We start from the raw sequence: 12,867 nt of genomic DNA on the forward strand, positions 1-12,867 counted from the left end.
CTACTCGAAACGGACGCGGGGATCAGCCAGCGTGTAGGAAATATCGGCCAGGATCAACCCCACGATGTAGAGCGCGGCGCCCAGGAACACCATGGCGCGCACGACGGAAAAGTCCTGTGCGTTGATGGCGTCGATGGTGTAGCTGCCCAGGCCCGGAATGCCGAAGAACGATTCCGCGATCAGGCTGCCCATGAACAGCAGCGGCAAGGCGGCGACCGTGCTGGTCAGGATGGGCAGCATGGCGTTGCGCAGCACGTGCCGGAACAGCACCACGCGTTCTGCCAGCCCCTTGGCGCGTGCGGTGCGCACGTAGTCCTTGCCGATTTCTTCCAGGAACAAGGTGCGGTAGAAGCGCGCTTCGGGCCCCAGGCGGGAGACGATCGCGACCAGCACCGGCAGCGCCAGGAACTTGACGACGTCGAGCCCCCCCGCGAAGCCCGAGAACGGCACCAGCCGCATGAGCTTGGCGAAGACCCATTGACCCGCGATGATGTAGAACAGGCTGGAAATCGACAGCAGCAGCACGCACGCCACCACGCCCCAGAAATCCAGCCGTGTCGCCCGGAAATACACCAGCGTCAACGAGAAGACGATGCTGACGAAAAGTCCCAGAATGAAGGTGGGCACTGCCAGCGCCAGGCTGGGCCCCATCCGGGTCTTGATCTCGCGGCCGATATCGCGGCCGCTGTCGGACGCGCCAAACTCCATCACCAGCAAGGGCACGGAACGCTGGTAGAAGACGGTGTCGGTCAGTTGGGCCGCTCCTTGCGCCCGGGCGTTGAAGAACAGCGGCTTGTCGTAGCCGCGCTCGACCTTCCATTTTTCCACCGCGTCCTGGCTGGCGCGCTGCCCGCCGATGGCCAGGCGCGCCATGTCGTCGGGCGTGTTGACCGCGAAGAACAGGATGAAGGTGAAGAGGTTCACGCCGATCAGAATCAGCACGCCATACAGCAGCCGGCGGATCACGTAGCCGATCATGATTGATGCTCCTTGCGTACGCCCGGTCCGAAGGCCGTCTGGCGTTCGCGGCGCTTGAGCGCGACGTAGGACGGCCAGATCGCCAACGCCAGCAGCAGTACGAACAAACCGATGGGCCACCAGCGGGGGAAGTTCCATTCGTCGATCTTCTGCTGCCGCAAGGCGGGATCGAGCTTCAGGTATTGAAGCGTATTGCGGACCATCTGCGTGGGCTTGGCGTTGCCGACCCATTGCTGGTAGGCGCCGCCCGACATCGGGAAGAAGCCGAACATCCAGGGCGCGTCACGCTGCACGATGTCGACCATCCTGGCGATCAGCTTTTCTTTTTCCGGGCCGTCATCCAGGAATTTCATCTGCTCGAACAGTTTGTTGAATTCGGGGCTGTCGTAGTTGGCCGCGTTTTCGCCGCCGCCTTTGGCCTTGGCATTGGGGCCGTACAGCAGGAACAGGAAATTCTCGGCGTCGGGATAGTCGGCGTTCCACCCCCACAGGAATATCTGCGCCGCGCCACGCGTCATCTTGTCCTGGAAGCGGTTGTAATCGGTCGAGCGCAGGTCCAGTTGCACGCCGATCTTGCTCATCTGGCGGCGCATCCAGTCGAACTGCGGATTCGACCCGCCGCCCTGCATCGCGTCGTAGTACAGCACCAGCGGCGCCCCGGTCTTGGCGTTCCGGCCATCGGGGTAGCCGGCTTCGGCCAGCAGGCGGCGAGCGACGTCGACGGACTTGCGCACGGGCTTGCCCTCAATCAGGTCATACACGACGGGGTTCACGCCTTCGGGCAGTTCGCGGTAACCCAGCACGCCCGGCGGCACCGGCCCTTGCGCCACGGATGCCTGGCTGTTCTCGAACACCGCCACGTATTCTTCCCAGTCGAACACGATGCTGATGGCTTGGCGCAATTTGCGGTTCTTCTCCGCCTGCTCGGGCGTATCGCCCTTGCCCACCACCGGGTCCATCCAGTTGAAGCCCATGTACCAGTTGGCGGTTTCGACGGTGGTGGGCAGCCGGATGCCGCGCTCGCGGTACTGCCTGGCCTTGTCCTGGCTGTCTCCGGCCGCGACCAGCATCGCCACGCCGTACTCGCCGCGCTCGATCTGCGGGGCGTCGTAATAGCCTTGCATGAACTTGCCAATCAGCGGGATGGCTTCCTTTTCCAGGCTGAACACGACCCGGTCGATGAAGGGCGTGGGCTTGCCGCAGTCAGCCAGCAAGCCGGCCGCCTTGTCCCCCGCCTCGCCGTCGCAAGGATAGGGTTCGCCATGGAAATTGGGATTACGCACCAGCACGTGGCGGCGGTTTGGCAGCGATTCAGCCAGCATGTAGGGGCCGGTGCCTACCGGCCAGGTGTTTAGCGACAGGTCGTGCGAGGCCATGCCCGGCTGATTGTAGAAACGGTCGGCCTCCCAGGGGATGGGCGCCGTGAACGTCATGGCCAGCCAATACTTGAACTGGGGATACTTGCCGTTGACGCGGATGCGCAGCGTGTGTGGGTCAAGCGCCTGGACACCTGTGAAGCCGTCGGCTTCACGCAAGTCCAGCCAGGGTGGCGTGCTGCCACCGGGCAGGTCGCGCCGCATGTCGCGGTCGCGCTGGCGCAGGCGATCGCCGTAGTCCTTCATGCCCTGGATGTGGTCCGCCATCACCGAATAGACGGGAGACACCACGCGCGGGCTGGCCAGCCGACGGAACGCGTAAACGTAATCGTCGGCGGTAAGTTCGCGCGTGCCGGTGCGCGGAAAATCGGGAATATAGAACTTGTCGTCGAGTTCGCCGTCGGCCAGCGGGAAATAGTCGTAGCTGCCGTCGGTCTTGCGGGCAAAGGCCGGGTGCGGCTGAAAACGCACGCCTGGACGGATCTTGATGTCATAGACGCTTTCAGCGATCTGTTCGCCGGGCGCATCGGCGGGCAGCGTATTGCCCTGGGCGTCAAGGTAGACCGGCGGCGCGATGGATTCGGCCGAGCGCGGCACCAGCTCGTAGGGACGCTTCAAGTAGTGATAGCCGTACAACGTCTCATAGATGTTATAGGTATAAGGCGTTTCGTCGACGGAATAAGAGCTGGCCGGGTCCAGATACTTCGGCGAACGCTGCGTGAATGCGGAGTAGAACGTGTTCTGGCCTTCCGCGCCGGATGGATATGGGCTGTTGATGGGGCTTTCTTGCGAGCAGCCCGCCACTGCCAGCAACAGCAGCGTGGCCGTCGCCCAGAGCCGCTTGAATGCACGCATGGAAACCTTCCCTTCAAATCGTTGCGACAGAGGATAGCAAACGCGGGACGGAGCCAATACCCAGGCATCCCCCTAGCGGCGCCCGACGGTTCGCCGCCCGACGGATCGCCGCCCGACTCAGCCGCACTGGCGCTGGCGCCAGCAGTCGTAGCGCCATTTCCAGGGTTGCATGGCGCCCTGCTGCACCCACAGGCCGCGCCCGGCGGCCTTGGCCTGGCGTTGCAGGTCGGGCATGGCCTTGTCGCGCAGGTAGTCGCCTTTTCTGGCCGTGTAGGCCCAGGCATAGCCGGATTCCACTTGCACGCGGTTGGCCGAACGGCCGTCTTCCAGGATCAGGGCGCACACGTCGCGGCCGTACTGGTCGCTCTCGTAGCACTGGGCCGTCAGGGTTTTGCCTGCCACCAGGCTGGCCAGGTTCTTGCGCGATGCCTCGGCATAGGGCTGCCCCGGCTGGTCGGCGCCATGGCCCTCTTCCGGCGCGTCGATGCTATCCATGCGGATGCGCCGCTGGCCGTCCGGAGCGCGCAACGTGACGGTATCGCCATCGGCCACGTTGACGACGGTGCCGGTCAGCGTGTAGCTGCCTTGGGGCACCCCGCCCGCCAGCGCAGGGCCGGGCGGCGTGCGGGTCTGCGCCGGGGTCGATGCGCCGGACGCGGGCGGCCGAGCCACGTCACGCCCGGACGGTTGCAGCCAGTTGACGATGGCGCCCGCCGCCGCGAGGATCACAGCGACGATCAGGGCGGTCAGCTTGCTGCCGCCGCGAAAGGAAGGTTTGCCACGCACTGGCCAGGCTCCGGATTGGAAACGCAGGAAGTGTGCCATACCCGGGGCGGCTCCGGCCGCCTGCCGTGCGGAAAACGACCGCCCGGCGCGATCGCCTTATCGCCTTACAGCCAACCCGATCTGCGAAAGCGCCAATACAAGACGGAACAGATCGACACGATGACGCCCAGGGTGACCGGATAGCCCCAGGGCGACTTCAGTTCGGGCATGAATTCGAAGTTCATGCCGTAGATGCCGGCGATGGCGGTGGGCACGGCCAGGATGGCGGCCCAGGAGGCCAGTTTGCGGGTGGTGTCATTCTGCGCGGCCTGGCCGATCATCAGGCTGGCTTCAAACGCGAAGGCCAGCGACTCGCGCAAGGCGTTGAACAGTTCGTCCACACGCAGCACGCGGTCGGCGACTTCGCCAAAATAAGGACGCGCATGTTCGTCCACGGCCGACATCTCGACCCGGGCCAGACGGCGGCATATCTCGGCCAACGGCGACACCACGGTGTGGATGCGCAGCAGGTCGCGCCGCTGGCGATACAGCCTGCGGATATCGGAATCTTTGGCGCCTCGGATCAGCAGTTTCTGCTCGGCCCCTTCGACCACGCTTTCGATCTTTCCCGCAGCGGCCACGTAGCGGTCGACCAGCCAGTCCAGCACCTCGGACGCCACGTAGTCGCTGCCGCGCTTGAGCAGGTCGGGCGCGGCCTCCAACCGTTCCCGCAAGGGGCTATGGGCCGCCGTGGCGCCACGGCGCACCGTGACCAGGAAGCCGTCGCCGATCAAGAGCTGGGTTTCGCCAAAGATGGGGCGTTCGGCTTCGACTTCGACCGTGATGGTCACGATGAGGACCATGTTGCCGTAGTCGATGATCTTCGGGCGGCGATGCGGTTCCAGCATCTCTTCCTGGTTCTTGTCGCAGGCGCCAAGTTCCCCGGTGATGCGCGCCAGCAATTCCGGCGTGGGATTGCGCAGGCCGATCCACAGCATGCCGGGCGGCTGGCCCTGGGGCTGGCTGTTGTATCGGCTGATGTACTGCCCCACCTCGTCGATGGGCACTTCACGATCGCGCCGCCCATTCACATAGGCTATTGACGCAACCACCTCGCCCTTATGGGCGTCGACGAAACTGGGTTCAGCAGACATGGACTACCTCTGGCAATGCGATCCCGACCGGACAACTTATGGGCATCGGCCGATGATAGCCCAGCCTAGGAGAACAGGCTTCGCACCCGCTTGGTCACGTCGATGCTGGGCGCCTGCGGTTCCTTGGGCGCAGCGTCGGGCAGGCCGGGCAGCGCGGGCGCCTTGGGCAGGTGGTCGAACAGGGGCAGCATCGCATTGGTGATGTAGCGGGTGCGCGAACCATAGACATGGCGGTCGCCCATGCCCGTCTGCTGGTGCACGTAGAACCGCTGTGGCACGATCAGCTGCAGGCGTTCCTTGGCACGGGTCATGGCCACATATAGCAGCCGGCGCTCTTCTTCGATCTCTTCGGCCGTGCCCGTGCTCATGTCGGACGGGATGCAACCGTCGACGACGTTCAGCACATAGACGGCCTTCCATTCCTGGCCCTTGGCGGAATGGATGGTGGACAGGATCATGTAGTCTTCGTCGCGCGATGGAGCGCCAGATTCATCGCTGGTGGCATCGGGCGGGTCCAGCGTCAGTTCCGTCAGGAAGCGCTCGCGCGACGGATAGCCCGCCGCCAGCCGCACCAACTGGTCCAGATCGGTTTTACGCACCCGCGCGTCGTCGTACAGGCGTTCCAGTTGCCCGGCGTACCAGCGCAGCGCCAGGTCGACATCGGCCGGCCAGCGCAGGCCGGGATCGCACAACGCCGCATAGGTATCGGCAAACGCGCCCCACTCTTCCTGCGCCGCGGCCCCGGGCTTGAATTCGCGCAACGCGCGCAGCGGTTCGGCGGATGCGGACATGGCGTCCATCAACTTGCCCGCCGTGGCCGGCCCGATGCCAGGCATCAATTGCGCCACGCGGAAACCCGCCATGCGGCCCCGCGGGTTTTCGGCCCAACGCAGCAGCGACAGCAGGTCCTTCACGTGCGCGGCTTCCAGAAAGCGCAAGCCGCCGAACTTCACGAAGGGGATATTGCGGCGGGTCAGTTCCAGTTCAAGCGCGGCGCTATGGCTGGCCGTGCGGAACAGCGCCGCCTGCGACTTCAGCGTGGCGCCGCCTTCGCGCTGGGCCAGCACCTGGTCGGCCACCCAGCGCGCCTGCCCGGCTTCATCGCTGACCGTCACCAGTTCGGGCAGTTGCGACGAGGCGCGGTCGGTCCAGAGGTCTTTGGCGAATCGTTCCGTCGCCAGGCCGATCACCGCGTTGGACGCGTTCAGGATGGGCTGGGTCGAGCGGTAGTTGCGGTCCAGCGTGATGACGCGCGCGGGCTGGGGAAACTGGCCAGGGAAGTCCAGGATGTTGCGTACCGTGGCGGCGCGGAAAGAATAGATGGACTGGGCATCGTCGCCCACCACCGTCAGCCCGCGGCCGTCGGGTTTCATGGCCAGCAGGATGGCCGACTGCAGCCGGTTGGTGTCCTGGTATTCGTCGACCAGCACATGATCGAAACGCGCGCCCACGTCGGCGGCGATGCCGGGGTCGGACATCATTTCGGCCCAATACAGCAGCAGGTCGTCGTAATCCAGCACCTGCTGATCCTGTTTGGCGGCCACATAGCCGCGGAACAGGTTCTTCAATTCGTCTTCCCATTGGGCGCACCAGGGGAAGGAGGTCTTCAGCACGTCGGCCACGGGCGTCTGGCTATTGACCACGCGCGAGTAGATGGCCAGGCAGGTGCCCTTCAGCGGAAAGCGCGACTTGGTGGAAGACAGACCCTGCTCGTGCCGGACCATGCCCATGAGGTCTTCGGCGTCGCCGCGATCATGGATGGTGAAGGCTTCTGACAACCCGATGCGCAGCGCGCAATCGCGCAGCAGCCGCGCGCCGATGGCGTGAAACGTGCCGGCCCACGGCAATGACGGCGCTTGCTGCGAACCGCGCAGGTTCATGACCCGCTGCAGCACGGCCCCCACGCGGCGGTCCATTTCCTGAGCCGCGCGGCGCGAAAAGGTCAGCAACAGCATGCGCTGCGGGTCGGCGCCGTTGAGGATCAGGTGCGCCACCCGGTGGGCCAGCGTATTGGTTTTTCCCGACCCGGCCCCGGCGATGACCAATAAAGGACCGCCACCGCCCGACGCGCCGCCGATGCCGAATTCGGCGGCTTCGCGCTGGGCGGGATTCAGGTCGGCCAGGGGGTCGGGGCGGCTATGGGATGGGGCGGGATTCTGATCGGGCATGACGCGTGGGAAGGGCCGCATGGCGCGCCGCAGGGAGCACGATGGCGGGCCAAATGACTGGCTATATATCCAGCTATCATAGCAGCGTGGCCGTCTGCCGCCGCCCCCCGTACCCACCAGACCCTTTGCCCCATGCGCATCCTGACCGGCACCGCCTCCTGGACCGATCCCACCTTGTTGGCCTGCGGGCGCTTCTACCCGCCCGGGATGCGCAGCGCCGAAGCCCGGCTGCGGTTCTACGCATCGCGCTTTCCCATGGCCGAAGTGGATTCCAGCTACTACGCCCTGCCATCGGCGGAAAACGCCTACCTGTGGGCGCAGCGCACCCCCGACGATTTTGTCTTCAACATCAAGGCCTTCCGGCTGTTCACGGGCCACCAGACGCCGCTTGCCGCGTTGCCTGCGGATATCGGCCGCGAACTGGCGGGCTGGCCGGACCCGGTCATCTATCACGACCAGATGCCCGACGATCTGCGCGACGAGCTCTGGCGGCGGTACCAACTGGCGTTGGAGCCGCTGCGGATGCCGGGCAAACTGGGCGCGGTGCATTTCCAGTTTCCGTCCTGGGTCCGCCGCGATGCGCGTGGCCGGGCGCGCGTGGCCGATTGCGCGCGGCGCATGGAAGAACACCTGATCTCGGTGGAGTTCCGGCACCACAGCTGGTTCGAGAGCCCCGCCGCCACCGCGGACACGCTGGCGTTCGAACGCGACCTGGGCGTGGTGCACACCGTGGTGGACGCCCCCCAGGGCTTTGACAACACCGTGCCCGCCGTCTGGGAAAGCACCCACCCCGACCTGACGCTGCTACGCCTGCACGGCCGCAATGCCGGTGCATGGAACGTGTCCGGCACGGCCTCGTCGGGGCGTTTCCAATATGAATACACGGAACAGGAACTGGCCGAGCTGGCCGAACGGTTTTCGCGCCTGGCCACGCAAAGCGCACAGGCCCACGCCGTGTTCAACACCAACTTCGAAGACCAGGGCATGCGCAACGCCGCCGCCTTCGCATCCGCGCTGCTGCCGTTCTGAGGAATCAGGCCGCCGCAGGCTTACGAGCCACTTCCGCCAGGCTTTCCAGGAGCACTTCGAACTTGCGCGCGATGTCGTGTTCGGGCACACAGGCATAGCCCAGCAACAGCCCCGGCCGCCGGGCTTGCGCATTGACGTAGTAACGCGACAGCGCGCGCGTCAGCACGCCTTTGCCGCGCGCCACGTCCACCACGCGCAGATCGTCCATATCCGTCGGCAGGGTCAGCACCAGATGCAGGCCCGCCATGCTGGCGTCGCGGTGCAGCCATTCCGGCCCCAGCCGACGTTCGATCAGGTTGACCAGCATCGCGCGGCGCCGGCCGTACAGCATGCGCATCCGTCGGATGTGGGCCGCGTAATGGCCTTCGGCGATGAACGTCGCCAGCGCCGCGTGGGTCATCAGGTGGCCCTCGCGGTATAGCTCCGCGTGCGCCGCCTGGAACGCCGCGGTGAGCGGCTTGGGCAGCACCAGGTAACCCACGCGCAGGCCCGGGTACAAGGTCTTGCTGAAAGTGCCCATGTAGATGACGGGCGCATCCGGCTCCAGGCCCAGCAGCGACGCGATGGGACGGCCCGAAAAACGGAATTCGCTGTCGTAGTCGTCTTCGATGATCCAGCTGCCGCATTGGCGCGCAACCGCCAACAGCTGGCGGCGTCGGGTCAGCGACATGACGGGACCGAGCGGATACTGATGCGAGGGCGTGACGAAGATGAAACGCGGCGGCGTGTCCACGGCATCCGGCAGCCGCATGCCCTCTTCGTCCACCGGCAGGTGCACCGTGCGCAGGCCGTTGACTTGCAGGATGGTGCGCGCCCCCCAATAACCCGGGTCTTCCACCCAGGCGGTTTCGCCGGCTTCGCCCAGGATGCGGGTCGTCAGGTCGATGGCCTGATGGGACCCTTCCGTGATGATGATCTGTTCGGGATCGCAATCGATGGAGCGTGTCAGCGCCAGATGCTGGGCCAGCGCCTCGCGCAGCGCCGGCAAGCCGCCGCCGTAGGCATAAGTCAGCAGATCAGGAGACGGGTTGCGCCACAGGTTGCTTACGATGCGGCCGAACTTCTTGTGCGGGAATTCCGTCAGGTCGGGCACGCCAGGCATGAAGGCGCCCCACTGATAGGGCGAGGCCGATACGCCGTCGACGATGGCCGCGCCGCGCGGCGACAGCGCCGGACCGGGCTGCGACGCCAGCGGCTGGCGCAGGCGGCGGCCGCTGGCCAGGTAGGAATCCGGCACCGACGCGTTGACGAACGTACCGTTGCCCTGGCGGCTGCGCGTATAGCCCTCGGCCAGCAGTTGGCTGTAGACGTGAACGACGGTATTGCGGGCGATGCCCAGCTCGGCGGCCAGGTCGCGTGACGCGGGCAGGCGCGAGTCCGCCGCGATGGCCCCGTCGAGGATCGCTTCACGGATGCCGCGATACAGCCGCTTGTTCATGGGCTCGGTGGATCCGTCGGCCAAGCGCAGCAGCAGCAAGTCACCTACAATGGACCGCAATTGGTTCTACCTGTTTTATTAAAGTGGTTCCCACAAATGGGGCCATCGTAGCATTAAATAAGGTTTTTCCCGCCCACCACGTTCCCCGAGGCAGAGATGAAGAATCAGGACCTGAATACCCGCCGTTCCTTGGCCACGCCGCGTGGCGTTGGCGTCATGTGCGACTTCTACGCGGTGCGCGCCGAAAACGCGACGCTGTGGGACGCCAACGGCAAGGAATACATCGATTTCGCGGGCGGCATCGCCGTGCTGAACACCGGCCACCTGCACCCCAAGGTCAAGGCTGCCGTGTCCGCCCAGCTGGACAATTTCACGCACACGGCCTATCAGATCGTGCCGTACGAAGGCTATATCTCGCTGGCCGAGCGCATCAACCGCCTGGCTCCCATCGACGGCCTGAAGAAGACCGCCTTCTTCACGACCGGCGTCGAAGCCGTTGAAAACGCCGTCAAGATCGCACGCTCGGCCACCGGCCGTTCGGGCGTCATCGCCTTTTCGGGTTCGTTCCATGGCCGCACGATGCTGGGCATGGCGCTGACCGGCAAGGTTGCTCCCTACAAGCTGTCGTTTGGCCCCATGCCGGGCGACATCTACCACGTGCCGTTCCCCAACGGCACGCAGTCCATCACCGTCGCGGATTCGCTCAAGGCGCTGGACCTGCTGTTCAAGTGCGACATCGACCCGAAGCGCGTGGCAGCGATCATCATTGAACCGGTGCAAGGCGAAGGCGGCTTCAACATCACCCCGCCCGAACTGATGAGCGCGCTGCGCAAGGTCTGCGACGAACACGGCATCTTGCTGATCGCCGACGAAGTGCAGACCGGCTTCGGCCGCACCGGCAAGCTGTTCGCGATGGAACACCACGCGGTACAGGCCGACCTGATCACGATGGCCAAGAGCCTGGGCGGCGGCTTCCCGATCTCGGGCGTGGTCGGCCGCGCCGACGTCATGGATGGCCCGGCCGCGGGCGGTCTGGGCGGCACCTACGCCGGCAACCCGCTGGCGGTCGCCGCCGCGCATGCCGTCCTGGATGTGATCGCCGAAGAAAAGCTGTGCGAACGCGCCACGGTGCTGGGCGACAAGCTGCGCGCCCACCTGGAAGGCCTGCGCGCCAAGGTGCCCGCCATCGCCGACGTGCGCGGCCTGGGCTCCATGGTGGCGGTGGAATTGAACGACGCCAGCGGCAAGCCGGACGCCGAAGCCGTCAAGCGCGTGCAAGCCCGCGCGCTGGAACAAGGGCTTATCCTGCTGAGCTGCGGCGTGTACGGCAACGTGCTTCGCTTCCTGTATCCGCTGACCATCCCCGACGCGCAGTTCGACCGCGCGCTGGTCATTCTGTCCGAGGCGCTGGCCGCTTGATGTTCAGGGCCTGAAAGCCCGATCTTCGATCGGGCAGGCATGGCAATTGCGGGCGTGCTGCGGATTACCGCCACGCCCGCAGCCGTTTCCTGCCCTTTTTCGCATTTCATTCACGGAGACTTCGATAATGACCGCATTGACCCATCCCCTGTCGCGTCCTGAACTGTTGCGCGACGCCTGCTACATCGACGGCAAGTGGGTAGGCGCCGGCAGCGGCGCATCGATCCCGGTGGACAATCCCTCCACCGGCAAGACCATCGTGTCCGTGCCCAAGCTGGGCCGCAAGGAAACGGAACAAGCCATCGCCAGCGCGCAGGCCGCGCTGCCCGCCTGGAGCGCCAAGACCGGCAAGGAGCGCGCCGCGATCCTGCTGAAATGGGCGCAACTGATGATGCAGAACCAGCAAGACCTGGCTGCCATCATGACGTCGGAACAAGGCAAGCCCGTCACTGAGGCTGCCGGCGAAATCGCCTACGCCGCCTCGTTCCTGGAGTGGTTCGCCGAAGAAGCCAAGCGCATCGACGGCGACGTGCTGCAAAGCCCGAAAGCCGGCCAGCGCCTGCTGGCACTGAAGCAACCCATCGGCGTCACCGCCGCCATCACGCCGTGGAATTTCCCGGCCGCCATGATCACCCGCAAGGTCGGCCCGGCCCTGGCCGCCGGCTGCACCATGGTGGTAAAGCCCGCCCAGCAAACGCCGCTGACCGCACTGGCGCTGGCCGTGCTGGCCGAGGAAGCCGGCGTGCCGGCTGGCGTGTTCCACGTCATCACGGGCAGCTCGCGCGACATCGGCGCGGCCCTGTGCGAAAGCGAAGTGGTGCGCAAGCTGAGCTTCACCGGATCCACTGAAGTCGGCCGCACGCTGATGGAACAATGCGCGCCCACCATCAAGAAGCTGTCGCTGGAACTGGGCGGCAATGCGCCCTTCATCGTGTTCGACGACGCCGACCTGGACCGCGCCGTGGACGGCATCCTGGCGTCGAAGTACCGCAACGCCGGCCAGACCTGCGTGTGCGCCAACCGCATCTATGTGCAAGCCGGCGTGTACGAGGAAATCGCCAAGCGTTTGGTGGCCAAGGTCAACGCCATGAAGGTGGGCGACGGCTTCGCCGACGGCGTGACGCAAGGTCCGTTGATCGACGCCAGCGCCGTCGAGAAGGTGCAGGAGCACATTGCGGACGCCACGTCGCACGGCGCCCGCGTGATCGCCGGCGGCAAGCCGCATGCGCTGGGTGGCACGTTCTTCGAACCGACCGTGGTGCGCGACGTGACGCAATCGATGCGCTTCGCGACCGAAGAGACCTTCGGCCCGGTGGCCCCGCTGTTCCGCTTTGAAACGGAAGAAGAAGTCATCGGGATGGCTAACGACACCATCTTCGGCCTGGCCGCCTATTTCTTCACCCGCGACTACGCCCGCATCTGGCGTGTGTCGGAATCGCTGGAATACGGCATCGTCGGCATCAACACCGGCTTGATCTCGAACGAAGTGGGTCCGTTCGGCGGTGTGAAGCAATCCGGCCTGGGCCGTGAAGGTTCCAAGTACGGTATCGAGGAATACCTCGAGATCAAGTATCTGTGCGTCGACCTCGGCTAAAAGGGAACGGGCCCCCACGCGGCGCGCGCTGTGCGCGCTTGCTGCCCCCCGAGGGGGCTGCGCCGCCTTGGGGGCGGCCCGGCGGCGGCGC

Annotated in this window: 9 protein-coding genes; 3 read left to right on the forward strand and 6 right to left on the reverse strand. The window is 65.6% G+C overall.

The window, feature by feature from the left end; all coding sequences use genetic code 11:
• The 5 genes from CQ050_RS09715 to CQ050_RS09735 form a co-directional block, all read right to left on the reverse strand.
• The gene (locus CQ050_RS09715) at positions 1–978 is read right to left on the reverse strand and encodes an ABC transporter permease (RefSeq protein WP_105556592.1); all 978 of its coding nucleotides are present in this window, start codon (positions 976–978) and stop codon (positions 1–3) included.
• A complete protein-coding gene (locus tag CQ050_RS09720) occupies positions 975–3,209 on the reverse strand; it encodes an ABC transporter substrate-binding protein (RefSeq protein ID WP_105556593.1) in 2,235 nt (744 codons plus the stop codon). Before CQ050_RS09720 ends, CQ050_RS09715 begins: the two co-directional genes overlap by 4 nt.
• A gap of 117 nt (positions 3,210–3,326) precedes the next feature.
• Positions 3,327–3,995 carry a thermonuclease family protein gene (locus tag CQ050_RS09725; protein WP_233213913.1) on the reverse strand — a complete coding sequence of 223 codons (669 nt, stop codon included), beginning with the start codon at positions 3,993–3,995 and terminating at the stop codon, positions 3,327–3,329.
• Positions 3,996–4,099: 104 nt separating this feature from the next.
• Positions 4,100–5,128 (reverse strand): magnesium and cobalt transport protein CorA, encoded by a 1,029-nt coding sequence (locus CQ050_RS09730; RefSeq protein ID WP_105556595.1) that lies wholly within the window; start codon positions 5,126–5,128, stop codon positions 4,100–4,102.
• 65 nt (positions 5,129–5,193) lie between these two features.
• Positions 5,194–7,296 (reverse strand): ATP-dependent helicase, encoded by a 2,103-nt coding sequence (locus CQ050_RS09735; protein ID WP_105556596.1) that lies wholly within the window; start codon positions 7,294–7,296, stop codon positions 5,194–5,196.
• A 132-nt stretch (positions 7,297–7,428) separates the two neighbouring features.
• Here CQ050_RS09735 and CQ050_RS09740 point away from each other — a divergent pair, with 132 nt between their 5' ends.
• Positions 7,429–8,325: a DUF72 domain-containing protein gene (locus CQ050_RS09740; RefSeq protein WP_105556597.1), complete on the forward strand. Its 897-nt coding sequence runs from the start codon at positions 7,429–7,431 to the stop codon at positions 8,323–8,325.
• A 4-nt stretch (positions 8,326–8,329) separates the two neighbouring features.
• Here the strand turns inward: CQ050_RS09740 and CQ050_RS09745 are convergent, their stop codons facing one another.
• Positions 8,330–9,823 carry a PLP-dependent aminotransferase family protein gene (locus CQ050_RS09745; protein ID WP_369868264.1) on the reverse strand — a complete coding sequence of 498 codons (1,494 nt, stop codon included), beginning with the start codon at positions 9,821–9,823 and terminating at the stop codon, positions 8,330–8,332.
• 96 nt (positions 9,824–9,919) lie between these two features.
• Here CQ050_RS09745 and CQ050_RS09750 point away from each other — a divergent pair, with 96 nt between their 5' ends.
• Together CQ050_RS09750 and CQ050_RS09755 are read left to right on the forward strand one after the other, a co-directional pair.
• Positions 9,920–11,182, forward strand: coding sequence for a 4-aminobutyrate--2-oxoglutarate transaminase (locus tag CQ050_RS09750; RefSeq protein WP_105556598.1), 1,263 nt, complete (start codon positions 9,920–9,922; stop codon positions 11,180–11,182).
• A gap of 127 nt (positions 11,183–11,309) precedes the next feature.
• Positions 11,310–12,776: an NAD-dependent succinate-semialdehyde dehydrogenase gene (locus CQ050_RS09755; RefSeq protein WP_105556599.1), complete on the forward strand. Its 1,467-nt coding sequence runs from the start codon at positions 11,310–11,312 to the stop codon at positions 12,774–12,776.
• Positions 12,777–12,867: the final 91 nt, after the last annotated feature.

This window comes from Achromobacter sp. MYb9 (assembly GCF_002975275.1).
Classification (GTDB): Bacteria; Pseudomonadota; Gammaproteobacteria; order Burkholderiales; family Burkholderiaceae_B; genus Achromobacter.